23 protein-coding genes are annotated in these 25,262 nt (G+C 72.7%); 16 read left to right on the top strand and 7 right to left on the bottom strand.

The features are described 5' to 3' along the window. Nucleotides 1-38: 38 nt before the first annotated feature. A complete protein-coding gene (locus ACVWWH_RS12200) occupies nucleotides 39-1,124 on the top strand; it encodes an inositol-3-phosphate synthase (protein WP_457316753.1) in 1,086 nt (361 codons plus the stop codon). An 89-nt stretch (nucleotides 1,125-1,213) separates the two neighbouring features. Here the strand turns inward: ACVWWH_RS12200 and ACVWWH_RS12195 are convergent, their stop codons facing one another. After that, nucleotides 1,214-1,867 (bottom strand): MerR family transcriptional regulator, encoded by a 654-nt coding sequence (locus tag ACVWWH_RS12195; protein ID WP_457316752.1) that lies wholly within the window; start codon nucleotides 1,865-1,867, stop codon nucleotides 1,214-1,216. Nucleotides 1,868-2,098: 231 nt separating this feature from the next. Between ACVWWH_RS12195 and ACVWWH_RS12190 the strand changes: the two genes are divergently transcribed. After that, nucleotides 2,099-2,392 carry a helicase associated domain-containing protein gene (locus ACVWWH_RS12190; RefSeq protein ID WP_457316751.1) on the top strand — a complete coding sequence of 98 codons (294 nt, stop codon included), beginning with the start codon at nucleotides 2,099-2,101 and terminating at the stop codon, nucleotides 2,390-2,392. 48 nt (nucleotides 2,393-2,440) lie between these two features. On the opposite strand, the gene ACVWWH_RS12185 is transcribed toward ACVWWH_RS12190, so the two are convergent. Both ACVWWH_RS12185 and mshA read right to left on the bottom strand, forming a co-directional pair. Then, nucleotides 2,441-4,168, bottom strand: coding sequence for a formate--tetrahydrofolate ligase (locus ACVWWH_RS12185; RefSeq protein WP_457316750.1), 1,728 nt, complete (start codon nucleotides 4,166-4,168; stop codon nucleotides 2,441-2,443). Between the two features lie 193 nt (nucleotides 4,169-4,361). Then, complete coding sequence (gene mshA, locus ACVWWH_RS12180; protein WP_457316798.1) at nucleotides 4,362-5,594, bottom strand: D-inositol-3-phosphate glycosyltransferase; 1,233 nt, start codon at nucleotides 5,592-5,594, stop codon at nucleotides 4,362-4,364. A 135-nt stretch (nucleotides 5,595-5,729) separates the two neighbouring features. Between mshA and alr the strand changes: the two genes are divergently transcribed. From alr to ACVWWH_RS12150, 6 genes are all read left to right on the top strand, one after another. Further along, the gene (gene alr, locus ACVWWH_RS12175; RefSeq protein WP_457316797.1) at nucleotides 5,730-6,875 is read left to right on the top strand and encodes an alanine racemase; all 1,146 of its coding nucleotides are present in this window, start codon (nucleotides 5,730-5,732) and stop codon (nucleotides 6,873-6,875) included. Then, on the top strand, nucleotides 6,872-7,501 hold the full coding sequence (gene tsaE, locus ACVWWH_RS12170; RefSeq protein WP_457316749.1) for a tRNA (adenosine(37)-N6)-threonylcarbamoyltransferase complex ATPase subunit type 1 TsaE: 630 nt from the start codon (nucleotides 6,872-6,874) through the stop codon (nucleotides 7,499-7,501). Before alr ends, tsaE begins: the two co-directional genes overlap by 4 nt. Continuing rightward, on the top strand, nucleotides 7,498-8,193 hold the full coding sequence (gene tsaB, locus ACVWWH_RS12165) for a tRNA (adenosine(37)-N6)-threonylcarbamoyltransferase complex dimerization subunit type 1 TsaB (RefSeq protein ID WP_066499155.1): 696 nt from the start codon (nucleotides 7,498-7,500) through the stop codon (nucleotides 8,191-8,193). The genes tsaE and tsaB overlap by 4 nt, the downstream gene beginning before the upstream one ends. Before the next feature lie 47 nt (nucleotides 8,194-8,240). Further along, a complete protein-coding gene (gene rimI, locus ACVWWH_RS12160; protein ID WP_457316796.1) occupies nucleotides 8,241-8,717 on the top strand; it encodes a ribosomal protein S18-alanine N-acetyltransferase in 477 nt (158 codons plus the stop codon). Continuing rightward, complete coding sequence (gene tsaD, locus ACVWWH_RS12155; RefSeq protein WP_457316748.1) at nucleotides 8,714-9,796, top strand: tRNA (adenosine(37)-N6)-threonylcarbamoyltransferase complex transferase subunit TsaD; 1,083 nt, start codon at nucleotides 8,714-8,716, stop codon at nucleotides 9,794-9,796. The genes rimI and tsaD overlap by 4 nt, the downstream gene beginning before the upstream one ends. 164 nt (nucleotides 9,797-9,960) lie before the next feature. Then, nucleotides 9,961-10,869: a type IV toxin-antitoxin system AbiEi family antitoxin domain-containing protein gene (locus tag ACVWWH_RS12150; RefSeq protein WP_457316747.1), complete on the top strand. Its 909-nt coding sequence runs from the start codon at nucleotides 9,961-9,963 to the stop codon at nucleotides 10,867-10,869. An 18-nt stretch (nucleotides 10,870-10,887) separates the two neighbouring features. Here ACVWWH_RS12150 and ACVWWH_RS12145 read toward each other — a convergent pair whose 3' ends face one another. The 3 genes from ACVWWH_RS12145 to ACVWWH_RS12135 form a co-directional block, all read right to left on the bottom strand. Beyond that, a complete protein-coding gene (locus tag ACVWWH_RS12145; RefSeq protein WP_447419444.1) occupies nucleotides 10,888-11,058 on the bottom strand; it encodes a hypothetical protein in 171 nt (56 codons plus the stop codon). Further along, nucleotides 11,055-12,197 carry a glutamate--cysteine ligase gene (locus ACVWWH_RS12140; RefSeq protein WP_447421812.1) on the bottom strand — a complete coding sequence of 381 codons (1,143 nt, stop codon included), beginning with the start codon at nucleotides 12,195-12,197 and terminating at the stop codon, nucleotides 11,055-11,057. The genes ACVWWH_RS12145 and ACVWWH_RS12140 overlap by 4 nt, the downstream gene beginning before the upstream one ends. A gap of 71 nt (nucleotides 12,198-12,268) precedes the next feature. Then, a complete protein-coding gene (locus ACVWWH_RS12135) occupies nucleotides 12,269-13,978 on the bottom strand; it encodes an acyl-CoA dehydrogenase family protein (protein WP_457316746.1) in 1,710 nt (569 codons plus the stop codon). An 82-nt stretch (nucleotides 13,979-14,060) separates the two neighbouring features. Between ACVWWH_RS12135 and ACVWWH_RS12130 the strand changes: the two genes are divergently transcribed. Both ACVWWH_RS12130 and ACVWWH_RS12125 read left to right on the top strand, forming a co-directional pair. Then, on the top strand, nucleotides 14,061-14,183 hold the full coding sequence (locus tag ACVWWH_RS12130) for a ribosomal protein bL36 (RefSeq protein WP_066499146.1): 123 nt from the start codon (nucleotides 14,061-14,063) through the stop codon (nucleotides 14,181-14,183). A 43-nt stretch (nucleotides 14,184-14,226) separates the two neighbouring features. Next, nucleotides 14,227-15,045 (top strand): shikimate 5-dehydrogenase, encoded by an 819-nt coding sequence (locus ACVWWH_RS12125; RefSeq protein ID WP_457316745.1) that lies wholly within the window; start codon nucleotides 14,227-14,229, stop codon nucleotides 15,043-15,045. A 236-nt stretch (nucleotides 15,046-15,281) separates the two neighbouring features. On the opposite strand, the gene ACVWWH_RS12120 is transcribed toward ACVWWH_RS12125, so the two are convergent. Continuing rightward, nucleotides 15,282-16,505, bottom strand: coding sequence for a THUMP-like domain-containing protein (locus tag ACVWWH_RS12120; protein ID WP_457316744.1), 1,224 nt, complete (start codon nucleotides 16,503-16,505; stop codon nucleotides 15,282-15,284). Between the two features lie 54 nt (nucleotides 16,506-16,559). Here ACVWWH_RS12120 and ACVWWH_RS12115 point away from each other — a divergent pair, with 54 nt between their 5' ends. From ACVWWH_RS12115 to guaB, 6 genes are all read left to right on the top strand, one after another. Continuing rightward, complete coding sequence (locus ACVWWH_RS12115) at nucleotides 16,560-16,946, top strand: hypothetical protein (protein ID WP_066502576.1); 387 nt, start codon at nucleotides 16,560-16,562, stop codon at nucleotides 16,944-16,946. A 229-nt stretch (nucleotides 16,947-17,175) separates the two neighbouring features. Continuing rightward, complete coding sequence (gene groES, locus ACVWWH_RS12110; protein ID WP_066499141.1) at nucleotides 17,176-17,472, top strand: co-chaperone GroES; 297 nt, start codon at nucleotides 17,176-17,178, stop codon at nucleotides 17,470-17,472. An 86-nt stretch (nucleotides 17,473-17,558) separates the two neighbouring features. Next, a complete protein-coding gene (gene groL / locus ACVWWH_RS12105) occupies nucleotides 17,559-19,172 on the top strand; it encodes a chaperonin GroEL (protein ID WP_457316743.1) in 1,614 nt (537 codons plus the stop codon). 186 nt (nucleotides 19,173-19,358) lie between these two features. Continuing rightward, entirely contained in the window at nucleotides 19,359-21,407 is a 2,049-nt protein-coding gene (locus ACVWWH_RS12100) for an acyltransferase family protein (protein ID WP_457316742.1), read from the top strand. A 59-nt stretch (nucleotides 21,408-21,466) separates the two neighbouring features. Further along, nucleotides 21,467-23,533, top strand: coding sequence for an acyltransferase family protein (locus ACVWWH_RS12095; RefSeq protein WP_457316741.1), 2,067 nt, complete (start codon nucleotides 21,467-21,469; stop codon nucleotides 23,531-23,533). Between the two features lie 188 nt (nucleotides 23,534-23,721). After that, nucleotides 23,722-25,236, top strand: coding sequence for an IMP dehydrogenase (gene guaB / locus ACVWWH_RS12090; RefSeq protein ID WP_066499126.1), 1,515 nt, complete (start codon nucleotides 23,722-23,724; stop codon nucleotides 25,234-25,236). The last annotated feature ends 26 nt before the right edge of the window (nucleotides 25,237-25,262 follow it).

Below are 25,262 nucleotides of genomic sequence, written 5' to 3'. Positions count from 1 at the left end.
GTGGACCGGCTCCGCCGGTCTACGCGATGAGGAGTACCGTGCCAGAGAAGAAGATCCGAGTAGCCATCGTGGGCGTGGGCAACTGCGCAGCCTCCCTCGTCCAGGGGGTGCACTACTACCGCGACGCCGACCCGGCGGACACCGTCCCCGGCCTCATGCACGTCGAGTTCGGCGACTACCACGTCAGCGACCTCGAGTTCGTCGCGGCGTTCGACGTGGACGGCAAGAAGGTCGGGTTCGACCTCGCCGACGCGATCGGCGCGAGCGAGAACAACACCATCAAGATCGCCGACGTCCCCCCGACCGGCGTGACGGTCCAGCGCGGCCACACGCTCGACGGCCTCGGCAAGTACTACCTCGAAACGATCGAGGAGTCCCACGAGGAGCCGGTCGACGTGGTCGCCGCCCTGCGCGAGGCGCAGGTCGACGTCATGGTCTGCTACCTCCCCGTGGGCTCGGAGAAGGCCGCGAAGTTCTACGCCCAGTGCGCCATCGACGCGGGCGTGGCCTTCGTCAACGCCCTGCCCGTCTTCATCGCCGGCACCCCCGAGTGGGCCGAGAAGTTCCGCGCGGCCGGCGTGCCGATCGTGGGCGACGACATCAAGAGCCAGATCGGCGCCACGATCACCCACCGCGTCCTCGCCAAGCTGTTCGAGGACCGCGGCGTCACCGTGGACCGCACCTACCAGCTCAACGTGGGCGGCAACATGGACTTCAAGAACATGCTCGAGCGCGAGCGGCTCCAGTCCAAGAAGATCTCCAAGACCCAGGCCGTGACCTCCAACGTCGAGGCCGAGCTCGCCGAGCGCGACGTCCACATCGGCCCGTCCGACTACGTCCAGTGGCTCGACGACCGCAAGTGGGCGTTCGTCCGCCTCGAGGGCCGCAACTTCGGCGACGCGCCCGTCTCGCTCGAGTACAAGCTCGAAGTGTGGGACTCGCCCAACTCCGCCGGCGTGATCATCGACGCCGTCCGCGCGGCGAAGATCGCCCTCGACCGGGGCATCGGCGGCCCGCTCACCTCCCCGAGCGCCTACTTCATGAAGTCCCCGCCGGTGCAGAAGGCCGACGACGTGGCCCGCGCCGACGTCGAGGCGTTCATCCGCGGCGAGCTCGAGCGCTAGGCGGCGCGCCCGGGGCGGATGCCTCGGGCGAGTGGCACCCGAGGCGGGCGGACGACGCCGGGCAGGCACCCGGCGTCGTCCGCCCGCCTCTAGTCGTGGTCGGGTGAGGGCGGCGCGAGGCGGCTCGGCCCGGACATGGTCGGCCCGTAGTGCAGGATTGAGCGGCTCGTCTGCGCGAGCGCCACGAGGCGCAGCACGAGCTGGCGGTTCATGTGCATCCCGACGGCCGCGCGGGAGACGAGGTCCTCGAGGTCCCCGGCGCCGTCCACATCCGCAACGTCCGCGGCGGCGATGAGGTCCGCGGCCTCCGCGTAGGCGCTGAGCACGCGCTCCGACACCGGCGCGCCCAGACGCTCCATGGCCTCGAGATGGTCGTCCAGCGCCGCCCGCGCCGCCGTCGGGACGTCCGGCCAGCCGCGCTCGCGGACCACCCTGCTGGCTGCTTCGGTGCGTCCCGGTTGCGGCGTGCCCAGCCCCAGGACCACGGACCGGAGGGCCTTCATCACCTCGATGCGGTCCTCGCCGCCCTCGATGAGGTCCACGATGGCCCGCACTGTCGCCACGCTGAGCCCGAGGCCCTTGCGGAGCACCCGGATCGTGCCGAGCCGGCGCACGTGCGGGTCGCCGTAGTCGGCCAGCGTGGCGTTGACGGCCCTCCCGGCGGGCAGGAGGCCCTCGCGGAGGTAGAACTTGATGGTCGCGGCCGGGGTCCCGGTCCGCGCGGCAAGCTCACCCAGCTTCATGGGGCCTCCTTCCTCCAGGGCGGGAACATTGGATAGCGGGGTGCCTTCACACTCTCTTGGTGGCGCGAATAGACATATCCCCACTATTTTTAGAAATTGAGCCCGCCGGGCCGAGGGAGCGTTGTATGGACTTCGTGGGGGGCGCTCCCTCGGACCCGGGGGCTCGTGCTCATTGGCAGCATTTTTCGGATTTTACATGTAAAATAGGTCCCGCATGGGAATCACAGCGTCATGGGGGGCGAAGTGGACAACGCGATGTGGCGGATCCTGTCGAGGCAGATCGCAGGAATCGAGGATCCGAGGCAGCTGGACGACAACGAGTTCGCGGCCCTGCTCGGCCGGCTCGAGGCGTTCGTGGAGGAGTGCGGCCGGGTGCCCGAGCGCACCGCGAAGGAGCCCGACGAGGCGCGCCTCGGCCTGTGGATCGAGGCCCAGCGGCGGGCGGACCACGGCGGCGTGCTGTGCCCTGAACGCCGCGTCCGGCTCGAGGGCCTCCTCGGCCCGCGGTGGTTCTCGCGGAGCTGACCGCGCTTTCGGGCGGGCGCCGCTCGGGCGGGCCCCGCTCGGGGCCCGTCAGAAGAGGCCGGTGACCTGGCCCTCGCCGTCGAGGTCCATGCGCAGCGCGGCCGGCTGCTTCGGCAGACCCGGCATGGTCATGAGCGAGCCAGTGACGGCGACGATGAACCCGGCGCCCGTGCGCGGCCACAGCTCGCGCACGTGCACCGTGAAGCCCTCCGGCGCGCCGAGCAGCGACGGGTCGTCGGAGAACGAGTACTGCGTCTTGGCCATGCACACCGGCAGGCTGTCCCAACCGTTCTCGTGGATCTGCTGCAGCGTCCGCCGCGCCTGGTCGGAGAACTCGACGCCGGCGCCGCGGTAGACCTCGCGCACCACCGTGCCGATCTTCTCCTCGACGCCCATCTCGAGCGGATAGAGGTGCCTGAGCGTCCCCGGCGCCTCGAGCACGGCGAGCACCTCCCGCGCGAGGTCGTCGCCGCCGTCGCCCCCGCCGCCGCGGCCCCACACGTCCGCCACCGCGACGCGGACGCCGCCCCCGCGGCACAGGCGCACGACGGCGTCGAGCTCCTCGGGCGCGTCCGTCCCGAACCGATTGACCGCCACCACGGGCTCGAGGCCGAACTTCCGCACGTTCTCCACATGCCGGGCGAGGTTCACGAAGCCGCGCGCGAGCGCCTCCACGTTGGGTTCGGTGAGCGCGTCCTTGCGCACGCCGCCGTGCATCTTGAGAGCCCGCACGGTCGCGACCACCACGACCGCGGAGGGCGCCACGTCCGCGTAGCGGGCCTTGATGTCCATGAACTTCTCGGCCCCGAGGTCCGCCCCGAACCCGGCCTCGGTGACCACCACGTCGGCGAGGCGGCGCGCCGTCGTGGTCGCGAGGGCCGAGTTGCAGCCGTGGGCGATGTTCGCGAACGGGCCGCCGTGGACCAGGGCCGGGGTGCCGGCGATGGTCTGGACGAGGTTGGGCTTGATCGCATCCTTGAGGAGCATGGCCATCACCCCGGCGGCGCCGAGGTCCGCGACCGTGAGGGGCCTGCGGCCGTAGGTGTAGCCGAACGTGATGCGGCCCAGGCGCTCCTTGAGATCCGCCGCCGAGGAGGCGAGGCAGAACACTGCCATGACCTCGGAGGCCACGGTGATGTCGAACCCGGCCTCGCGCGGCACGCCTTGGGCCGGGCCGCCGAGGCCGATCACGATGCTGCGCAGGGCGCGGTCGTTCATGTCCATGACGCGCTTGAACGTGACGCGGCGCGGGTCGATGTCCAGGGCGTTGCCCTGGAAGATGTGATTGTCGATCAGGGCGCACAGGGCGTTGTTCGCGGCCGTGATGGCGTGGAAGTCGCCGGTGAAGTGGAGGTTGATGTCCTCCATGGGCAGCACCTGGGACAGGCCGCCGCCCGTCGCGCCGCCCTTCATGCCGAGGATGGGGCCGAGGCTCGGCTCGCGGATGGCGATCATGGTCCGCTTCCCCGCGCGGGCGAGGGCGTCCGCGAGGCCGACCGTGAGGGTCGACTTGCCCTCGCCGGCCGGGGTGGGGGAGATCGCCGTGACGAGCACGACCTGTCCGTGGCGGTCCTCGGCGCCCAGCCGGGAGAGGTCGATCTTGGCCTTGTACCGCCCGTAGAGCTCGAGCGCGTCCTCCGGGATCCCCGCCGCTGCGGCGATCTCGACGATGGGCCTGAGCGTCGCGGCCCGGGCGATCTCGAGGTCCGAGCGGACGAGGGCGCCCGTGGCGCTCGAGTCCGGGCTGGCGCTGGGCGACGGTGCCGTGGCGGTCATGGCGCCACCCTACCCGCGAACCGCCGAGGTGGGGCGGCGGGCGCGCGAGGTCACCCCGCGGTGCGTGAGGTCGCCCCTCGGGTGCCGTAGCCGGGTGGGAGGCACGACGGCGGGTGGAGCCTCCGGTGCCGGATGTCGCGAAGGCGGCCACGCGCCGTCGTCCGCGTGCCCGCTCCTCCGGGCGACGCCGCGGTCAGGGGAGGCGGAGGCCCGCCAGTTCGTGGAGCGCCGCGCGGTAGGCGGCGCGGGTGCCCTCGGCGGTCTGCTCCCAGCCGAAGCGCTCGGCGTAGATCGAGGCCGCGCGGCCGAGGTCGCCGCGGGTCTCCGGGTCGTCGTGCAGCTGCTCGAGGACCGCCGCCCACGCCGACGGCTCATGGCCGTCCACGAGGAAGCCCGTCCGGCCGTCGCACACGGCCTGGGTCAGCCCGCCCACCCGTGCCGCGACCACTGGCGTCCCGCAGGCCTGCGCCTCCAGCGCCACGAGCCCGAACGACTCTGAGAAGCTCGGCATCGCCACCGCGTCCGCTGACCGGAACCACTCGGCCAGTTCCTCCGCGGGCACGGGCGGGAGGCGGTGGACCACGCCGCGCAGGCCCTCGCTCTGCGCGAGCAGGTCGAGATCGAGCCCCGCCGAGCCGCTCGGGGCACCGATGATGGAGACGCGCAGGGGGATGTCCGGTCGGCGGCGCCGGAGCTCCGCCGCCGCCGCGACGAGGACCTGCGGGCCCTTGAGCCGCTGGATCCTGCCGGCGAAGAGCACATGGAACTCCTCGGCGCCGACCCCGCGGGCGCTGCGGGACCGGCCCCGGAACGCCGGGCGGAACACGCCCAGGTCCACCCCGGGGGAGACCACGTCGATGCGGTCGTCGTCCACGTCGTAGTGGCGGACCAGCTCGTCCCGCTCGGCCGAGGTGTTGGCCGTGAAGCGGGCCGCCTCGTCCGCCAGCCGCTGCTCGCCGCGCTCGCGGTTGCTCGGCTCGGGCACGTCGCCGGCGGCCAGGTGCTGGTTCTTCACCCGGGCCATCGTGTGCATCGTGTGCACGAGCGGAACTCCCAGGGCGCCCGCCACCTCGAGGCCCGCGAGGCCCGAGACCCAGTAGTGGCTGTGCACGATCCGCGGACGCGGCTGCCCGGCGCCCGCCGCGTCCATGATCCTCGCGAGCATCGCCGCGGCGAACTCCTCCACGAGCGGGGGCATCTGCTCCTTGGCCAGGCGGCGCTGCGGCCCCGCGGCCAGATGGTGCACACGCGCGCCCGGAGCGAGGTCCACCGTGGCCGGCTGGCCCGGGGCAGTGGCCCGGGTGTAGATGTCCACCCCCACGCCGCCGGCGGCCAGGGAGCGCGCGAGCTGGGCGACATAGACGTTCATCCCGCCCGCGTCCCCAGCGCCCGGCTGCTCCAGGGGGGACGTGTGGAGGGAGATCATCGCCACGCGGTCACGGTGCTGCACGTCCCCTAGGCTACGTGGCCCCGGACGGGACGCCCGAGCCGGCCGGGCGGCGTCGTGCGCCCCGAGTAGACTCGGGTGGTGACCTCCGAGCCGACCACTGCCCCTTCCGCCATGCCCAGCACCCGCCTCCCGGAGCGCGCCGCCGTGATCGACCTCGACGCGATCCGCCACAACGTGGGGGTGGTCCGCAAGGTCGCGGAGCCGGCCCGGGTCATGGCCGTGGTGAAGGCGGACGGGTACGGGCACGGGGCCGTTCCGGTGGCCCGCGCCGCCCTCGAGGCCGGCGCCTCGTGGCTCGGCGTCGCGCACATCAGCGAGGCGCTGGCCCTCCGCGCGGCGGGCATCGACGCGCCGATCCTGGCCTGGCTGCACACCCCGGACTCCAACTTCTCCGCCGCCGTCGCGGCCGGGATCGACCTGGGCTGCTCGGGCTGGGAGCTCGAGGCGATCGTGGCCGCGGCCCGCGAGCAGGAGCGCCCCGCGCGCGTGCACCTCAAGATCGACACGGGCCTGGGCCGCAACGGCGTCACGGCGGACCGGTGGGAGGCCGTGGTCGGGGAGGCCGTCGAGTACCAGGACGAGGGCCTGCTGCGCGTGGCCGGCGTGTTCAGCCACCTCGCCGTGGCCGACGAGCCCGAGCGCCCCGAGACCGACGCGCAGCTGGACGCGTTCCGTGAGGCCGTGGCCCTCGCCGAGGACGCCGGCTGCGACCTCGACGTCCGCCACATCGCCAACTCGCCCGCCATCTTCTCGCGGCCGGACGCCCACTTCGACCTCGTGCGCGCGGGCATCTCGATCTACGGGCTCTCCCCGTTCGCCGAGCAGACTTCCGCGGACCTGCACCTGCGCCCGGCCATGACCCTGCGCGCCACGCTCTCCCAGGCCAAGCGCGTCCCCGCGGACCAGGGCGTGAGCTACGGGCTCACCTACCGCACCGCCTCCGCCGGCGCGCTCGGGCTCGTCCCCCTCGGCTATGCCGACGGCGTCCCGCGCACCTCCGACCGCGGCCCGGTCCGGATCGCCGGGCGCACCTACCCCGTGGCCGGCCGCGTGGCGATGGACCAGATCGTGGTGGACCTCGGCGCCTCCGCGGACCCGGCCGAGCTCGCCGGCGCGGAGGCCGTCCTGTTCGGGTCCGGCGCCGACGGCGGCCCCACTGCCGACGACTGGGCGCGGGCCACCGGCACCATCAACTACGAGATCGTCACGCGCATCAGCCAGCGCGTCCCGCGGGTCTACGTGGGGGAGGGCGCATGAGCGGCGCCCCGGAGTGGGAGGCCGCGTTCGCGCCGGCCTCCGCGGAGGAGACCCAGGCCCTCGGCGCGGCGCTCGGTGGGGTGCTCGGGGCGGGCGACCTCGTGGTCCTCACCGGCGAGCTCGGTGCCGGGAAGACCACCTTCACCCAGGGGCTCGGCGAGGGCCTCGGCGTCCGGCCCGGCATCATCTCCCCGACCTTCGTGCTGGTCCGGATCCACCCGAACCTGATCCACGGCCCCCGCCCGGGCGGCCCGGACCTCGTCCACGTGGACGCCTACCGGCTCAGCGGCCACGGCGAGATCACCGACCTGGACCTCGAGAACTGGGCCGACTCCGCCGTCACGGTGGTCGAGTGGGGCCGCGGGCTCGTCGAGGACCTCTCCGACAGCCGCCTCGACATCGAGCTGCGCCGGCCGCACGCCGCGCCCCCCGCCGCTGGCGCTCCGGATGGCGCGCCCACCCTCGACTTCGACACCGAGGACGACGACGAGCCCCGCCTCGTCCTGATCCGCGCCTATGGCCCCCGCTGGGCGCAGCACCCCGGCGTGCACTGGGCCGCCGTCGAGCGCGTGGATCCCGCAGCGCTCGATGCCGCCGCGACCCACACCCCGGAGGAGGACCGGTGATCATCCTCGCCATCGACACCTCCGCGGTCGCCTCGGCCGCGCTGATCCGCTGCCACGAGCCCCTCGTCCCCGAGGCCGCGGGCGCCGCGGTGCTCGCCTCCTTCGCCACGGAGGACACCCGCTCCCACGCCGAGGTCCTCGCCCCCGGCATCCGGGCCCTCCTGGCCGAGCAGGAGCTCGCGGGCGCGGACATCGCCCGCATCGTCGTCGGCGTCGGGCCGGGCCCCTTCACGGGCCTGCGCTCCGGCATCGCGACGGCGCGCGCGCTCGCCTTCGCCTGGGATGTGCCCCTGGACGGGGTCATGAGCCTCGATGCGCTGGCCTGGGACGTCGTGGAGTCCGGAGCCCCGGCGGACGGGTTCACCGTGGCCATCGACGCCCGCCGGCGCGAGCTGTACTGGGCCCAGTACGCCGCCGACGGCACCCTGGTGGACGGCCCGCACGTGACCGCGCCGCAGCAGTTGCCCAGCCTCCCCGCGTACGGCGCGGGCGCAGGCCTCTACCGGTGGCAGCTCGAGGACGCCGGGGCGAGCGTTGACGAGGCGTTCGCGCAGGCGCAGCCTGCAGCGGCCTCGCTCGGGCTCGTCGCGGCCGCCCGCCTCGGCGCCGGCGCGCCCCTGCTGGACACCACGCCGCTGTACCTGCGCGACTCCGATGCCCAGGTCCCGGGCCCCCGGAAGCGCGCCCTGTGAACGGCGAGGTGCCCGCCCGGCTGCCGGCCGGCGTCGTGCTCCGCGACATGACGGAGGCGGACGTGTCCGCGGTCCACGCCCTCGAGCGCGCCCTGTTCCCCGTCGACGCATGGCCCGAGCAGATGTTCCGCGACGAGCTCAGCCAGCCGGAGACCCGCCGCTACTACGTCGCCGAGGAGTCCGCGCCGGAGGGGGCCCGGATCGTCGCGTACGCCGGGGTGATGTGCGTCCAGCCGATCGCCGACGTCCAGACCATCGCCGTGGTGCCCGAGCGGGAGGGCCGCGGCATCGGCTCCGCCGTCCTGGCCGAGCTCATCGCGGAGGCCCGGCGCCGCGGCGCCGAGGACGTGCTGCTGGAGGTCCGCGCGGACAACCCCCGCGCGCAGGCCCTCTACCGCCGCTTCGGCTTCAACCAGATCCACATGCGCCGGCGCTACTACCGCGACGGTGCCGACGCGCTCATCATGCAGCTGCCGCTGCGGGCCGGCGGACCGGCCGCACCCGCGGGAGAGGAGAGCGAATGAACCGCCAGGAGCCGCTCGTCCTGGGCATCGAGTCCTCGTGCGACGAGACCGGGGTGGGGATCGTGCGCGGCACCACGCTGCTGGCCAACACCGTCTCCTCCTCCATGGACGAGCACGTCCGGTTCGGCGGCGTGATCCCCGAGATCGCCTCCCGCGCCCACCTCGACGCCCTCGTCCCCACCCTGCGCGAGGCCCTCCACACCGCCGGCGTGACCCTCGAGGAGATCGACGCGCTCGCCGTCACCACCGGCCCCGGCCTCGCCGGCGCGCTCATGGTGGGGGTGTGCGGCGCGAAGGCGCTCGCGGTCGCCACGGGCAAGCCCCTCTACGCCGTGAACCATCTCGTGGCCCACGTGGGCGTCGGCCTGCTCGACGACGGCGTCTACGAGGGCGAGCTGCCGCCGCACCTGGGCGCCCTGCTCGTCTCGGGCGGCCACACCGAGGTGCTGCGGGTGCGGAACATCGCCGGCGACGTGGAGCTCCTGGGCTCCACGATCGACGACGCCGCCGGCGAGGCCTACGACAAGGTCGCACGGCTGCTGGGCCTCGGGTACCCGGGCGGCCCGGTGATCGACAGACTCGCGCGCGAGGGCAACCGCAAGGCCATCCGCTTCCCGCGCGGGCTCACGCAGCCCAAGTACATGGGCACGGCCGAGGAGCCCGGCCCCCACCGCTACGACTGGTCGTTCTCCGGGCTCAAGACCGCGGTGGCGCGGTGCGTCGAGCAGTTCGAGGCCGCTGGGGAGCCGGTGCCGGTCGCGGACATCGCGGCCTCGTTCCAGGAGGCCGTGGTGGACGTCATCACCTCCAAGGCGATCCTGGCCTGCCGCGAGCAGGGGATCCAGAATCTGCTGCTCGGTGGGGGCGTGGCCGCCAACTCACGGCTGCGCGAGCTCACCCGGCAGCGGTGCGAGGAGGCCGGGATCTCCCTGGCCGTGCCCCGGTTCTCGCTGTGCACGGACAACGGCGCCATGGTCGCTGCCCTCGCCGCCCGCGTGATCATGGACGGCGGGGAGCCCAGCGGGCTCGAGGTCGCGCCCGAGTCGTCGCTGCCGGTCACCACGGTCGTCGCCCGGTAGGCGGCGGCCCGCGGCCGAGTGGGCATATCGACACACCTCAGCGCCGAAACGGCCCTCCGGAGGCCCCGTCGGACCGCGAGTTGTGTCGAAATGCCCGCGGCCCGTTGTCCACATAGCACTGACGGCAGCCGGGGCCCTCTCGTGATCCGGGCCATGCTGTGCCCATGAGCGGACCTTTGGAAGTGCTGGCAGCGGCCGGCGGCAGCGCGCCCTTCGACGAACTGCGACGCAGCTGTGGCCGGCGTGCCCTCGAACGCGCCGTCGAGGACGGAGAAGTCGTCCGGGCCGGCCACGGCGCCTACGCTCTGGCCTCGGTCGCGGCCTCTCACCGGCTCTCACTCGAGTGCGGGGCCGTGCTCTACGGCCGGTCGGCGGCGCTCGCCCACGGCATGGGGGTGCTGCACCGGCCGCGGCACGTGGAGCTTGCGGTGGCCCGGGGCATCAAGGTCCGCCCCCGTCCCGGTGCCACGATCGTCACCCGCCTCCTGCCGCCTCAGGATCTCTGGCACGTGGGCATGGTGACCGCGACGTCCCCCACCCGCACGGTGCTCGACTGCGCGGCCGCCCTGCCCTTCGCCGAAGCCCTTGCCATTGCCGACTCCGCGCTCCGGCGCGGGCTCGTCACCCCGGAGGGGCTGGAGGCCGCGGCCGCGACGTGGACCGGGCGGAACCGGTCGGCTCAGCGGTTGGTCCTGGAGCACATGGACGCCAGGGCCGCGAACCCCTTCGAATCCGGGCTCCGGGCGGCGTGCCTCGAGGCAGGTGTGGTCCTCCGGCCGCAGATGCGGATCATGACCGCGGGCGGGCCCTACGTGGTGGACCTCGGCAGTGAGGACACCCCCGTGGTCACCGAGGCGGACAGCTTCGAGTGGCACGGGGGCCGCGAGGACCTGCACCGTGACTGCACGCGGTACAACGAACTGGTGCGGGCCGGACGGGTCGTCCTGCGGTTCTCGTGGGAGCACATCATGGGGCACCGGAGGTGGGTCGGCGCGGTCGTGGCGGACGTGACCCGGGCATATCGACACAGGTCAGCCCGGAAGCGGGCCGGAACGGGGCCGTTCGCCGCGTGAGTTGTGTCGAAATGCCCGCTACCGCCGTGCGCGCCAGGCCAGCAGCCCCTCGACGAGCGCGTACACGGCCGCCGCAGCGGCGACCCACAGCGCCGCCTGCCCGTGCGAGGTCGCCGCGAGCACCACGGCCACGATCACGAGCAGGAAGACGATCCGCAGGGCGGAGCGCCGCTGGGGGCGGGTGCTCACGCGTAGCCCTCGCGCATCAGCCGGGCCTCCTCGAGCACCACGGCGCGCAGGTCCCCGCCGTGGGCCTCGGCCACCCGGCGCTGACGCTGGTAGCCGGCGCCGCGGGTGATGATGCCCTCGATGCCGCGCAGTTCCTTGGCGCAGCCCAGGTCCTCGGCAATAGGCGCGAGCCGGTCGAGCGTCTCGGCGAGGTGCTCCGTGACGAGCCGCTCGTTGCCCTCGGCGTCGAGGATGATGATCGCGTCGAGGCCGTAGCGCGCAGCGCGCCACTTGTTCTCCTGCACGTGCCACGGCGGCATCGTGGGGATCTGCTCGCCGGCGTCCAGCGAGCGGGACGCCTCCTCGACGAGGCACTGGGTGAGCGCCCCGATGGCGCCGATCTCCTCGAGCGTGGAGAGCCCGTCGCAGACGCGCATCTCGATCGTGCCCAGGCGCGGCACCGGTCGGATGTCCCACCGGATCTCGCTGATGAGGTCGATCACGCCCGTCTTGAGCATGTCGTCGACATAGTGCTCGAACCCGGCCCAGTCCGGGAACTGGAACGGCAGCCCCGCGGTGGGCAGCTGCTGGAACATGAGCGCCCGCTGCGACGCGTACCCGGTGTCCTCCCCGCTCCAGAAGGGACTCGAGGCGGAGAGCGCCTGGAAGTGGGGGAAGTAGTTCACGAGGGCGTCGAGGACGGGCATGGCCTTGTCCCGCCGGTCCAGGCCCACGTGCACGTGCACCCCGTAGATCACCATCTGGCGCCCCCACCACTGGGTGCGGTCGATCAGCTTGGCGTAGCGTTCCTTGTCCGTCACCGGCTGGAGCCGCGGCTGGCTGAAGGGGTGGCTGCCGGCGGAGAACAGTTCGACCCCGACCCGGTCCGTGATGCTCCTCACCGCCGCGAGCGACTCGCCCAGGTCCGCCACAGCGTCCCCGACCGTGCTGTGCACGCCGGTCACGAGCTCGACCGTGTTGAGCAGGAGCTCCTGGTGGATGCGGGGCGTGTCGCCGAACAGCTCGGGGCGCTCGGCGGTCAGACGCTCGAGGATCTGGGGCGCCAGGGAGACCAGTTCGCCGCCGTGCTTGTCCACGAGGGCCATCTCCCATTCGAGTCCGATCGTGGACTGCTCGGACGGCGCGAAGTCGATCTCCAGTGTGGAACCCCCGGGGGTGAGGCCGGCGGCGCCGGCTGGCTGTGCACGAGTGGTCCCAAGTCTACGGGTCCTCAGGCCCGGGCGAGGATGGCCCCCATCCTTGCCGCGTCGGGCAGGCAGCCGTATCCGAGCCCGCGGCCGGGCCCCAGGCGCGCGGCGATGAAGGCCTCGGCCACGGCCGGCTCGCCGTCGAGCAGGAGGGTGGCCTGGAGGGCGAGCGCGAGCGTCTCGGCGAGGCGCCGCGCCCAGGCCTGCGCCTCGCCGGGCTCGCGGGCGGCGTCGGCCATGAGCGCGAGGGCCTGCTCGAGGTGGGCGTCCAGGGCCGGGTGGGCGCCGCGGTGGAGCTCGAGTTCCTCGGCGAGTGCCTCCGCGGAGTCGGGCTCGCGCTCGAGGGCGCGCAGCACGTCGAGCGCCACGACGTTGCCGGATCCCTCCCAGATCGCCATGACCGGCTGCTCCCGGTACCGCATGGCCAGCGGGAAGTCCTCGGTGTACCCGTTGCCGCCCAGGCACTCGAGGGCCTCGGCCGCGTGGCCCGGCCCGCGCTTGCACACCCAGTACTTGCCGAGGGCGGTCGCGATCCGCGCGAACGCCCGCTCGCGCCGTGCGCGCTCCGATGCTGCGGGGCTCGGGACGGACGACGGCGCGTCCCCCGCGGCGGCGGCCGATCCCGCCGGCGGCGACCACACGGCGTCGTCCGCGGCCGCGAGCCGCAGCCCGAGCGCCACCGCCGCCTCGTACTCGAGGGCGAGGTCGGCGAGGACCGCGGCCATGGCGGGCTGGTCCACGAGGCGGCGCCCGAACGCTCGCCGGTGCCGCGCGTGCCAGAGCGCCTCGGCGACGGCCTGCCGCATGCCCGCCGCCGTGCCGAGGATGCAGTCGAGGCGGGTCTCGTGGACCATGCCGAGGATGGTCCGGACCCCGCGTCCGGGCTCGCCGATCCGCCATCCGAGGGTGTCCTCGAAGTCGACCTCGGCGGAGGCGTTGGCCCGGTTGCCGAGCTTCGACTTCAGGCGCACGAGCCGGAACGGGTTCCGCGCGCCGTCCTCCAGCACCCGCGGGACGAGGAAGCAGGAGAGGCCATCCGGCTCCCGCGCGAGCACGAGGAAGGCATCGCTCATGGGGGCCGAGCAGAACCACTTCGCCCCGGTCAGCAGGGCGGCGCCGTCGCCGGCGTCGCGCGCCGAGGTGGCGATGGAGCGCACGTCCGAGCCGCCCTGCCGCTCCGTCATCGCCATCCCCACGAGCGCTCCCGGCTTGCGGGCGGACGGGAGGAGGCGGGGCTCGTAGCCGTCGCCGTAGAGGCGGGGGAGCCAGAGGCGGGCGACGTCGGGCTGCCGCGACAGGGCGGGGACGGCGGCGTGGGTCATCGAGACCGGGCAGGCGTGGCCGGGCTCGACCTGGGCGAACAGCATGAACGCGGCGGCCCGGGCCACGTGGGCGCCGGGCCTCGGGTCCGCCCACGCCGCGGTGTCGGCGCCGTGCGCGACCGCCGCGGCGAGCACGTGGTGGTAGGCGGGGTGGTACTCGACCTCGTCGCGGCGCCCGCCGTACCGGTCGAGGGCGTGCAGCAGGGGCGGGTGCACGTTGGCCAGCCGCGCGTTCTCGGCGAACTGCTCGGACCCGACCAGCCGCCCCACCGCAGCGAGCTCTCCCGAGGCCCAGCTCGCGCCGAACCGGCGGACGCCGTCGACCAGGGCTGCGTTGGCGGAGAACTCGTCGATCCCGGCCCGCGGGGGCGCCTGGTTGGCGGCGTCCGCGGCCCCCTCGGTGTGCTCCATGCTCCCATTGCACACCGGGGAATGCGGCAGGGCCAGACTCTGTTATTGCAAACGGCTCTCATCAACCAGTGGAAGGAGCATCATGAAGGTCCGCAACTCGCTGCGTGCGCTGAAGAAGGTCCCGGGGGCGCAGGTGGTGCGCCGCCGGGGCAGGACGTTCGTCATCAACAAGAGGAGCCCGCGGCTCTCGGCGCGCCAGGGCTAGCAGGCCCGCGCGCGTGGGGTCGGCGCGGCACTAGCCTTGTGCCGTGCCGATCCTCAACAAAGACATGACGCTGTGCATCTCCCTCTCGGCCCGGCCGAGCAACAACGGGACGCGATTCCACAACTACCTCTACGACGCGCTCGGGCTGAACTGGATCTACAAGGCGTTCGCGCCGACCGACCTCGCCCAGGCCATCGCGGGGGTGCGCGGGCTCGGGATCCGGGGCTGCGCGGTCTCGATGCCGTACAAGGAGGACGTGATCGCGCTCGTGGACCGGATGGACCCGTCCGCGGCGGCGATCGACTCGGTCAACACCATCGTCAACGACTCCGGCGTGCTCACCGCCTACAACACCGACTACACCGCGATCGCCCAGCTCATTGCGCGCAACGCGCTGGACCCCGCGTGGTCCGTCCTGCTGCGCGGCTCCGGCGGCATGGCCAAGGCGACCGCCGCGGCGTTCCGCGACGCGGGCTTCACGGACGTGACGATCGTGGCCCGCAACGAGTCCGCGGGCCGCGGGCTGGCCGAGCTGTACGGCTTCGCCTGGGCCCCGGAGCTGGGGGACCGCACCGCGGACGTCCTGGTCAACGTGACCCCCCTCGGGATGGCGGGCGGCCCGGATGCCGAATCGCTGTCCTTCCCGGTCTCGGCGGTCGACGCCGCGCGCGTCGTCTTCGACGTCGTGGCCCTCCCGGCGGAGACGCCGCTCATCAAGGCCGGCCGCGCCGCGGGGAAGACCGTCATCTCCGGTGCCGAGGTCATGACGATCCAGGCGCTCGAGCAGTTCGTCCTCTACACGGGCATGCGCCCGACCGACGAGCAGGTGCGCGCCGCGGAGGAGTTCATGCGCGCCCAGTGACGCCTCGCCCCGGGGTCAGGTCTTGATGGACCCGGGGTCAGGTCTTGATGGACCCGGGGTCAGGTTTGGGCGGACGCGGGGTCAGGTTTGGGCGGACGCGGGGTCAGGTTCGGACGTGACCTCGGGGCGGGTGAGAGGTGACCTCGGGGTGGGTGAGAGGTGACCCCGGGTTGGGTGAGGCGTGACCCCGGGTCGGGTGAGACGTGACCCCGGGTTGGGTGAGGCGTGACCCCGGGTCAGGCGGGCTCGACCACGGCGGCCACGCGGTCGTCGCCGATGCGCGTGAGCACGAGCGTGGCCTTGCCGGTGGCACCCTTGCGCTGGCCCGCGAGGAGCACCCTGCGCAGTTCCTCGGGCGTGACGGCGGCGCCCCGCTTCTTGATGTCGAGCACGCCGATGCCCTCCTCGCGCACCCACGCCCGCAGTGCCTTGACGTTGTAGGGCCGCACCTCGAGCACGCGGTATGCCTTGGCGAACGGCGTCTGCACGAGCTGGGGCGCGCAGATGTAGGCGATGTGCGGGTCCACGAGCGTGCCGCCCAGGCGCTCGGCGAGCTCGGCCACCAGCCCGGCCCGGATCACGGCGCCGTCGGGCTCGTAGAGGAAGCCCTCGAGCGGGCCGATCCGCGGCTCGGCCCCGGCGCCGAAGTCGGTCTCGGCCACGAGCTCCGCCGCGCCGTCGCTCGCCAGCACGAGGGCGGCCCTGCGCACGGTGGGCCGCTTGAGCGCGTTGAAGTACAGGGCGACCTCGGCGACGTCACCCTGCACCGAGACCCACTGGGCCTCGCAGCCCGCGGGCACCGACTCGTGGGGCAGGCCCGGGCCCAGCTTCACGCCCACGGGCAGTCCGCGGCGGGCGAGCCCCTCGACGAAGCTCAGCGGCGGCGAGAACTCCTCTGGGTCCCACAGGCGGGTGGTGCCGGAGGCCGACGTCGAACGCCGGGCGGGGTCGAGCCAGACCCCGTCCACCCCGGCGAGGTCCACCGACTGGGCGTCGGCGTGCACGACCCGGGCCTGCGGGAACGGCATGAGGTTCATCGTGGCGCACGCGGCGGTGGTCTCGTCGAGCTCCACCGCGGTGACCTCGAGGTCGAGGGACGCCATGGCCATGGCATCCGCGCCGAGCCCGCATCCGAGGTCCGCGACACGCCGGACGCCGGCGTCGACGAACCGCCGGGCGTGGCGGGCCGCGACGGAGAGCCGGGTGGCCTGCTCGAGGCCGGCCCGAGTGAAGAGCATGCTGGAGGCGAACCCGCCGAACTTGGCGGCGGCGCGGGCGCGGAGCCGGGACTGGGAGAGGACCGCCGAGACGAGCTCGGGGGAGTGCCCCGCCTTGCGGAGCCGGCCGCTGATCGCGAGGGCGTCCTCCTCGCGGTAGGGGCCGAGCGAGTTGAGCAGTGCCCAGCCCTCGGGTGTCAGCAGAGGGGCCAGCTGGTCCGGGGCATGTCGGTCGTCGGGCATGCCATCCAGCGTAGTGCGCTCCGCGCCCGCAGCTCATTGGATAGGCTGGTGGGCATGGAGACCAGCCCCAGCGTCGATCCCGTTCCAGCTCGACCGGAGGGGGCGGGCCTCCTCACCCGGCTCCGGCCGTACGCCCGGCCCGTGCTCATCGCGGGCATCGTCATCACAGTGGTCGCCGCCGTGCTGCTCGTCGTGGTGATGGCCCTGGATGCCTTCAACGCCACCGTCTACTCGGTGGGCGGCAAGAACATCAGCGACGCCACGGACGAGGCGCGGTCGCTGCGGGACCAGTTCCTCGGCGCCAAGATCGGGGCAATCGTCGCCCTCGTCGTGGGCGGCGTCGCGCTCGTGGTCTCGGTCGCCGTCATGTACGCCACGCGCGGCCTCGACGCCGACGACGACGGCGACGACCTCGGTTACGACGAGCTCGCGGGCGAATAGGCCCCCGGTGCCGGACCCCTCGGGTGCACCCGCCAACGCCCCGGTTCCCGGCCCCTTCCCGACACCCAGTTGGCACTCGCCTTGACCGAGTGCCAGCGTGCTCACTAGAGTCGCCAGTAGCACTCGGCCGTGCCGAGTGCTAACCCTGTCAGGCACGCTCCCGGCACCCGCGACGACGGTTGCTTGCCCGGCTCACCATCCGTGACCCGTTGATGTAAAGGAGAGATCCGTGTCGGTCTCCATCAAGCCCCTCGAGGATCGCATTGTCGTCAAGCCGCTCGAGGCCGAGCAGACCACCGCGTCCGGCCTCGTGATCCCGGACACCGCGAAGGAGAAGCCGCAGGAGGGCGAGGTCGTCGCCGTCGGCCCCGGCCGCGTCGATGACAACGGCAACCGCGTGCCCGTGGACGTCACCGTCGGCGACGTCGTCCTCTACTCCAAGTACGGCGGCACCGAGGTCAAGACGGGCGGCGCCGAGTACCTCGTGCTCTCGGCCCGCGACGTCCTGGCGATCGTCGTCAAGTAACGCTCCCGCGCTGCGCCCCGGCCGTTTCACTGCGGCCGGGGTGTCGTGCTTGATCCAGACACTTGATCCAGACACAGGAGTAGCGAATGGCTAAGCAGCTCGCATTCAGCGACGCCGCGCGCAAGGCCCTCGAGACGGGCGTCGACAAGCTCGCCGACACCGTCAAGGTCACCCTCGGCCCGCGCGGCCGCAACGTGGTCCTCGACAAGAAGTGGGGCGCGCCCACGATCACGAACGACGGCGTGACGATCGCCCGCGAGGTCGAGCTCGACGACCCGTACGAGAACCTCGGCGCCCAGCTCGCCAAGGAGGTCGCCACCAAGACCAACGACGTCGCCGGCGACGGCACGACGACGGCGACCGTCCTCGCCCAGGCCCTCGTCAAGGAGGGCCTGCGCAACGTGACCGCCGGTGCGGCGCCCGGCGAGGTCAAGCGCGGCATCGAGGTGGCGGTCGAGGCCGTCGCCGCCCGCCTGAAGGAGAACGCCCGCGAGGTCTCGGGCCGCGACGTGGCGAACGTCGCGGCGATCTCCGCCCAGTCCGACGAGATCGGCGAGCTTCTGGCCGAAGCCTTCGACAAGGTGGGCCAGGACGGCGTCATCACCATCGAGGAAGCCTCGACCACCCAGACCGAGCTCGTGCTCACCGAGGGCATGCAGTTCGACAAGGGCTACCTCTCGCCGTACTTCGTCACGGACGCGGAGCGCCAGGAGGCCGTCCTCGAGGACGCGCTCATCCTCATCCACCAGGGCAAGATCTCCTCGCTGCAGGACTTCCTGCCGCTCCTCGAGAAGGTCCTCTCCGCCTCGAAGCCGCTGTTCGTCATCGCCGAGGACGTGGACGGCGAGGCCCTCTCGACGCTGATCGTCAACCGCCTCCGCGGCACCCTGAGCGTCGTGGCCGTCAAGGCCCCGGGCTTCGGCGACCGCCGCAAGGCCATGCTCCAGGACATCGCGACCCTCACCGGCGCGCAGGTCGTCTCCCCGGAGGTCGGCCTCTCCCTGGACCAGGTCGGCCTCGAGCAGCTCGGCACCGCGCGCCGCATCACCGTCACGAAGGACAACACGACCATCGTCGACGGCGCCGGCACGGCCGAGGATGTGCAGGCCCGCGTCGCGCAGCTGCGCGCCGAGCTGGACCGCACCGACTCGGACTGGGACCGCGAGAAGCTCCAGGAACGCCTCGCCAAGCTCGCCGGCGGCATCGGCGTGATCAAGGTCGGCGCGGCCACCGAGGTCGAGCTCAAGGAGAAGAAGCACCGCATCGAGGACGCCGTGTCCTCGACCCGCGCAGCCCTCGAGGAGGGCATCGTGGCCGGCGGCGGCTCCGCCCTCGTGCACGCGGTCCGCGCCCTCGACGAGGACGCCGACGTCAAGGCCCTCGACGGCGACGCCGCGGTGGGCGTCTCGATCGTGCGCCGCGCGCTCGTCCAGCCGCTGCGCTGGATCGCCCAGAACGCCGGGCACGACGGCTACGTCGTCGCCGCCCGCGTGGCCGAGGCCGAGGTGAACCACGGCTTCAACGCCAAGACGGGCGAGTACGAGGACCTCCTCGCGGCCGGCATCATCGACCCGGTCAAGGTGACCCGCTCCGCGCTGCGGAATGCCGCCTCGATCGCGGCCCTCGTCCTGACCACGGAGACCCTCGTGGCGGACAAGCCGGCCGAGGCCGAGGACGCCCACGGGGGCCACAGCCACTGAGGCTGGCCCTCCCGCTCAGGCGAGCACGACGGCGGCCGCGCCCCTCCCGCACGAGGGGCGCGGCCGCCGTCGTCCGTCCGGCAGGGCCCCGCGTGCCGGGGTGCTTTGCATAGGGAGGGGCAACGCCGCTCACAGGGAACGCACAGGTGGGCGGGGCGCAATGGAGGGGCAGGAAAATCGGCTGACGTGAAGGAGAGTGGGGCTGGCGTGGTGGCCGAAGGACACAGGCAAGCGAGTGGGGGGCGTGTCTTCCGACCGGAGATCCAGGGCCTGAGGGCGGTCGCCGTGGCGCTGGTGGTGCTCTACCACGTGTGGCTCGGGCGCGTCTCCGGCGGGGTCGACGTGTTCCTCATGGTCTCCGCGTTCCTCATGACCGGCCAGTTCGTGGCCCGGCACCGCCGCGGCGAGCGCACCCACCTGCTCCGGCACTGGCTGCACGTCTTCCGGCGTCTTCTTCCCGCCGCCGCCGTGACGATCGCCGGAACCGTGATCGCCGCCGTCATCTTCCTCCCCGCCACGCGGTGGGGGGACGTGCTCCGGGAGGGCGCGGCGTCCCTCGGCTATGTGGAGAACTGGCTCCTGCAGAGCGACGCCGTGGACTACTACGCCCAGGACCACTCGCTCGCGAGTCCCTTCCAGCACTTCTGGTCGCTCTCGATCCAGGGGCAGATCTTCATCCTCTTCCCGCTGGTCTTCGTGGCGCTCGGAGCCTTCGCACGACGCCGGGGCCTCGCCTACGAGAAGGTCCTCACCGTGGGCTTCGCGGCGGTCTTCGCCGCCTCGTTCGCGTTCTCGGTCTGGTTCACCGCCGCGGACCAGGTGCAGGCGTACTTCTCCCTGCCGGCCCGCATCTGGGAGTTCGCGCTCGGCAGCCTCCTCGCGCTCGCGATCGACCGCGTGCGCATCGGGCAGGGCGCGGCGCTCGTGATGGGCTGGGGCGGCGTGGCCTCGATCGTGGCCTGCGGGCTTGTGCTCGACGTCCAGGGGCTCTTCCCCGGCGCGATCGCGCTGTGGCCCACGCTCTCGGCGGCGGCGGTGATCCTCGCTGCCCAGCACGGCGGCCGCTTCGGCGTCCACCAGGTCCTCGCCTCGAAGCCGCTGCGGAAGCTCGGGGACATCTCCTACGGCCTCTACCTGTGGCACTGGCCCGTGCTCGTGATCGCCCTCACCTGGCGCCAGCGTGGGGAAGCCGGCTGGCTCCTCGGCACCCTGGCCATCCTCGTCTCGGTGCTGCTCGCCTGGGCGACGATCCGCTTCGTCGACACCCCGTGGCGGGCATGGCGGTGGCCGGAGCTGCGCCTGCGCAACGGGTTCGCCGGGGTGGCCGCGTGCGTGCTCGTCGGCGTCGCGCCGATCGCCGCGGTGCAGGGCAGCGTGCAGACCACCACCTCGCAGGTCGAGGCCCGTGCCGCCGTCGACAACCCGGGAGCCAAGGCCCTCGACCCGGACTACGACGACAAGGCCTCCTCCACGGCGAGCCTCATACCGGTGGCCCAGAAGGTGCCCACCGACTGGTACGGGCTGCCCAAGAAGTGCTCGAGCGACCTCAAGGTCCCCGACTCCCTCGCCTCCGTCTGCGGGATGAACGCGGTCGCGGCGAGCGAGGCCAAGACCATCGTGGTGGTCGGCGACTCGCACTCCGAGCAGTGGATGGCCGCCCTCGAGCCGGTGGCCGAGCAGCGCGGGGAGCGCGTCGTCTCCCTGCTGAAGGGCGGCTGCATCTATGCGCCCACCACCAAGTCCGGCAACCCCGACTGCGACGCGTTCAACGCCTCCGTGGCCGCCTACCTCACGGCGAACCCGCCCGGGACCGTGTTCATGGTCGGCACCGTGGCTGCGGCGTCCTCGCCCGCGGAGACGCTCTCGCCGGGACTCGACGCCGTCGTCGCCGCGCTGACGGCGAAGGGCTCCACCGTGGTAGCGGTCCGCGACAACCCGCGCTTCACGTTCAACATGGCCGACTGCGTGGCGCGCAACGGCGCCTCGTCGCCCAAGTGCAGCGCCCCACAGTCGTCCCTGCTGGCCCCCAAGAACCCGCTCGCCGACTTCGCGGCCGCGCACCGTCAGCACTTCGTGCAGATCGACATGACCGACCTGCTCTGCCCGGGCGGCGTGTGCCACGGGGTCATCGGCAACACGTACGTCTACCTCGACGACAACCACGTCACGAGGACCTATTCGGCGTCGATGGCGACCATCCTCGGGCAGCGTCTTTCAGCGGCTGGCCTTACGTGATGAGTGGCGGCCTCGTCTAGACTGGGAGCTTCCGCCCCAGCCCTGAGGAGGCCCTCGACGTGACGCCGGCGCGCCCTGAGACCCTGGACCCGGTCCGTCAGCCGGAGCGGCCCACGGGCACCGCGCGGTCGGCGAGGCGCGGGTTCCGGCCCGAAATCCAGGGGCTGAGGGCCGTCGCGCTCGGCCTCGTGGTCGCGTACCACGTCTGGCTCGGACGGGTCTCCGGGGGCGTGGACGTGTTCCTGCTCGTCTCGGCCTTCCTCATGACCGGGCAGTTCCTCGACCGGCACCGACGCGGCGTGCGGGTGGGGCTCGTGAAGCGGTGGATCCACACCTTCCGCCGCCTCCTGCCCCCTGCCGTGGCGACCATCATCGGCACGGTGGTGGCCGTGCTCGCGTTCCTGCCGCCCACGCGGCTCGGTCCCGTCCTCGAGCAGGCCTGGGCGTCGCTGGGGTATGTCGAGAACTTCGTCCTGCAGCGGGACGCCGTGGACTACTACGCCGGGGACCACGCCCTCGCGAGCCCGTTCCAGCACTTCTGGTCGCTCTCGATCCAGGGGCAGGTCTTCATCGTCTTCCCGGTGATCTTCGTGGCGGTCTCTGCCCTGTGCCGGGCCCGCGCGCTGGACTACTGGGGCGTGCTCCTGAAGGTGTTCGGGGCGATCTTCCTCTGCTCGCTCGCGTACTCCGTCTACTTCACCGCCGTGTCCCAGTCCGAGGCCTATTTCGACACGTTCGCCCGCCTGTGGGAGTTCGCCCTCGGGGCCCTCGTGGCACTGGTCGCGCAGCGCGTCGACCTGCCGGCGCGCGTGGCGGCGATCGCCGGCTGGATCGGCCTCGCCGGGATCGTCACCTGCGGGCTCATCCTGCGGGTGGACGGCATGTTCCCCGGCGCCGCGGCCCTGTGGCCCACGCTCTCGGCCTCCGCCGTGATCCTCGCCGCCGACTCCGGCGGCCGGTGGGGCGTCCACCGGCTGCTGGACACTCCGCCGCTGCGCAAGCTCGGCGACATCTCCTACAGCCTCTACCTGTGGCACTGGCCGGTCCTCGTCATCGCCCTCGCCGTCTCCGGCAAGGAGCGGATGGGCTGGCTCTCCGGCAGCGCGGCGATCGCCGGCTCGGTGGTCCTGGCATACCTGACCACGCGCTTCATCGACCGCCCGTGGCGCGCCTGGGCGTGGCCCGAGAAGAACCGACGGCGGGGACTCATCTCGCTCGCCGCGTGCGGCGCGGCCGTCGCGGTCCTCGTGGGCAGCGTCCAGACCTCCCTCGACGCGGCGAACCACCGCGCCCTCGCCAACGCCTCGCGGGACAACCCGGGCGCCGCCGTGCTGGTGCCCGGCTACAACGGCCACCCCGATCCGAAGGCCGAGATCCTGCCCGCCGCGGACAAGCTCCCGTCGGACTGGGCGGCCCTGCCGAACCCGTGCGACGACGACCTCGGCCTCTCCGACGCGCTCCGTGACCACGGCTGCACCCAGGTCGGCGCCACGGGCGCGTCCAAGACGGTGCTCGTGGTGGGGAACTCGCACGCCCAGCAGTGGCTCGGCGCCCTCGCCCCGATCGCCCAGCAGCGCAACTGGCGCCTCTACCAGCTCCTCAAGGGCGGCTGCCAGTTCCAGCCCCCGCGCCGGGACGACGGGGACGAGTGCGACCAGTTCAACCGCGCCGTGGTCCAGCAGATCGCGGCCCACAAGCCGGACGCCGTGGTGCTCGTCGGCACGGCGGCCGCGCCGTCGAGCCCCCAGGAGACCACCACGCCGGGCCTGGAGGACCTCCTGAAGACCTTCCAGGCCGAGGACGTCAACGTCATCGCACTGCGCGACAACCCGCGCTTCACCTTCAACATGGCCGACTGCGTGGCCGGCTCGGATCCGGACTCCTGCCGCGTGCCCGTCTCCCAGGCGCTTGCCGCCGAGGACCCGCTCGCACCGCTCGCGAAGACCTACACGAAGGGCTTCCACCCGATCGACATGACCGACATGCTCTGCCCCCAGGGCCAGTGCGGGGGCGTGATCGGGAACGTGTACGTGTACCTGGACGACAACCACATCAGCGCGACCTACGCCGCCTCGATGTCCTCGATCCTGGACCAGCGCATCTCCCGCGCGACCGGCTGGTCCTAGGCCGCGGTCCGGCCGCGGTCCGGCGCGGTCCGGGTGTGGCATTCCTCACCCGGCCCGCCCCGCGGAATACCCGCTGGGGCGGGGGAAGTTTAGGATAGAACCCACCGCAGCAGACCAGTCCCGTAAGCACTGGCTGGTCATCAGCGCACCCCTGCAATGCCCACCCGGCACACGGCCAAGGAGCACTCATGACCACGCCCACCCCAGCCCACGATCCGTTCGGCTTCCTCGGCCTGACGTATGACGACGTCCTGCTCCTGCCCGGCCCCACGGACGTCATCCCGTCCGAGGCGGACACCTCGACGCGGCTGACCCGGCGCATCCGCCTCGGCATGCCGATCCTCTCCGCCGCCATGGACACCGTCACGGAGTCGCGCATGGCCATCAGCCTGGCCCGGCAGGGCGGCATCGGCATCCTGCACCGCAACCTCTCGATCCAGGACCAGGCGGACCAGGTGGACCAGGTCAAGCGCAGCGAGTCCGGGATGATCACCCGCCCCGTCACCGTGGGCCCCGAGGCGACCCTGCGGGAGCTCGACGACCTCTGCGCGCACTACCGCGTCTCGGGCCTGCCGGTGGTCGATGCGAACCGCAAGCTGCTCGGCATCATCACCAACCGCGACACCCGCTTCATCCCGCAGGACCAGTTCGCGACCCGCAAGGTCCACGAGGTCATGACCCCGATGCCGCTCGTGACCGCGCGGGTGGGCGTGGGCCGCGACGAGGTGATCGGCCTCCTCGGCAAGCACCGCATCGAGAAGCTCCCGCTCGTGGACGAGATGGGCATCCTGCAGGGCCTCATCACCGTCAAGGACTTCGAGAAGGCGGACCAGTACCCGAACGCCACCAAGGACGAGGCCGGCCGCCTCCGCGTCGGCGCGGCCGTCGGCTTCTTCGGTGACGGCTACGAGCGCGCCATGGCCCTCGTCGAGGCCGGCGTGGACGTCCTCGTCGTGGACACGGCCAACGGCCACTCCCAGGGCGTGCTCGACATGATCGCCCGGCTCAAGAAGGACCCGGCCGCCGCGCACGTGGACATCATTGGCGGCCAGGCCGCCACGCGCGAGGGCGCCCAGGCGCTCGTCGACGCGGGCGCGGACGCGATCAAGGTCGGCGTCGGCCCGGGCTCGATCTGCACCACCCGCGTCGTCGCGGGCGTCGGCGTGCCCCAGATCACCGCGATCTACGAGTCCTCGAAGGCCGCGCTCCCCGCCGGAGTCCCGCTCATCGCCGACGGCGGCCTGCAGCACTCGGGCGACATCGGCAAGGCGATCGTCGCCGGCGCCGACTCGGTCATGCTCGGCTCCCTCCTGGCCGGCACCGCCGAGGCCCCCGGAGACCTCGTGTTCATGAACGGCAAGCAGTTCAAGGCCTACCGCGGCATGGGCTCGCTCGGCGCGATGCAGACGCGTGGGAAGAACACCTCCTACTCGAAGGACCGCTACTTCCAGGCGGACGTGCCCAGCGACGAGAAGCTCATCCCCGAGGGCATCGAGGGCCAGGTCCCCTACCGCGGCCCGCTCTCGGCCGTGGCCCACCAGCTCATCGGCGGCCTGCGCCAGACCATGTTCTACGTCGGCGCCCACACCATCGACGAGCTCAAGGCCAAGGGCAAGTTCGTCCGCATCACCTCGGCGGGCCTCAAGGAGAGCCACCCGCACGACATCATGATGACCGTCGAGGCGCCCAACTACCGCCGGTAGCCCACCCGGCGCCCGAGCCGACCGCA

The sequence above is a fragment of the Sinomonas sp. RB5 genome, assembly GCF_054063535.1.
The sequence above is the reverse complement of the archived record's forward strand: the minus strand, read 5'-3'. Positions and strand labels throughout refer to the sequence as shown.

Bases quoted from the DNA above. Each gene is read 5' to 3' on its own strand.
- ACVWWH_RS12195 (WP_457316752.1), bottom strand. From the start codon at position 1,867: ATGAAGCTGGGTGAGCTTGCCGCGCGGACCGGGACCCCGGCCGCGACC.
- ACVWWH_RS12190 (WP_457316751.1), top strand. From the start codon at position 2,099: ATGGGGGGCGAAGTGGACAACGCGATGTGGCGGATCCTGTCGAGGCAG.
- ACVWWH_RS12185 (WP_457316750.1), bottom strand. From the start codon at position 4,168: ATGACCGCCACGGCACCGTCGCCCAGCGCCAGCCCGGACTCGAGCGCC.
- mshA (WP_457316798.1), bottom strand. From the start codon at position 5,594: ATGATCTCCCTCCACACGTCCCCCCTGGAGCAGCCGGGCGCTGGGGAC.
- alr (WP_457316797.1), top strand. From the start codon at position 5,730: ATGCCCAGCACCCGCCTCCCGGAGCGCGCCGCCGTGATCGACCTCGAC.
- tsaE (WP_457316749.1), top strand. From the start codon at position 6,872: ATGAGCGGCGCCCCGGAGTGGGAGGCCGCGTTCGCGCCGGCCTCCGCG.
- rimI (WP_457316796.1), top strand. From the start codon at position 8,241: ATGACGGAGGCGGACGTGTCCGCGGTCCACGCCCTCGAGCGCGCCCTG.
- tsaD (WP_457316748.1), top strand. From the start codon at position 8,714: ATGAACCGCCAGGAGCCGCTCGTCCTGGGCATCGAGTCCTCGTGCGAC.
- ACVWWH_RS12150 (WP_457316747.1), top strand. From the start codon at position 9,961: ATGAGCGGACCTTTGGAAGTGCTGGCAGCGGCCGGCGGCAGCGCGCCC.
- ACVWWH_RS12135 (WP_457316746.1), bottom strand. From the start codon at position 13,978: ATGGAGCACACCGAGGGGGCCGCGGACGCCGCCAACCAGGCGCCCCCG.
- ACVWWH_RS12130 (WP_066499146.1), top strand. From the start codon at position 14,061: ATGAAGGTCCGCAACTCGCTGCGTGCGCTGAAGAAGGTCCCGGGGGCG.
- ACVWWH_RS12120 (WP_457316744.1), bottom strand. From the start codon at position 16,505: ATGCCCGACGACCGACATGCCCCGGACCAGCTGGCCCCTCTGCTGACA.
- ACVWWH_RS12115 (WP_066502576.1), top strand. From the start codon at position 16,560: ATGGAGACCAGCCCCAGCGTCGATCCCGTTCCAGCTCGACCGGAGGGG.
- groL (WP_457316743.1), top strand. From the start codon at position 17,559: ATGGCTAAGCAGCTCGCATTCAGCGACGCCGCGCGCAAGGCCCTCGAG.
- guaB (WP_066499126.1), top strand. From the start codon at position 23,722: ATGACCACGCCCACCCCAGCCCACGATCCGTTCGGCTTCCTCGGCCTG.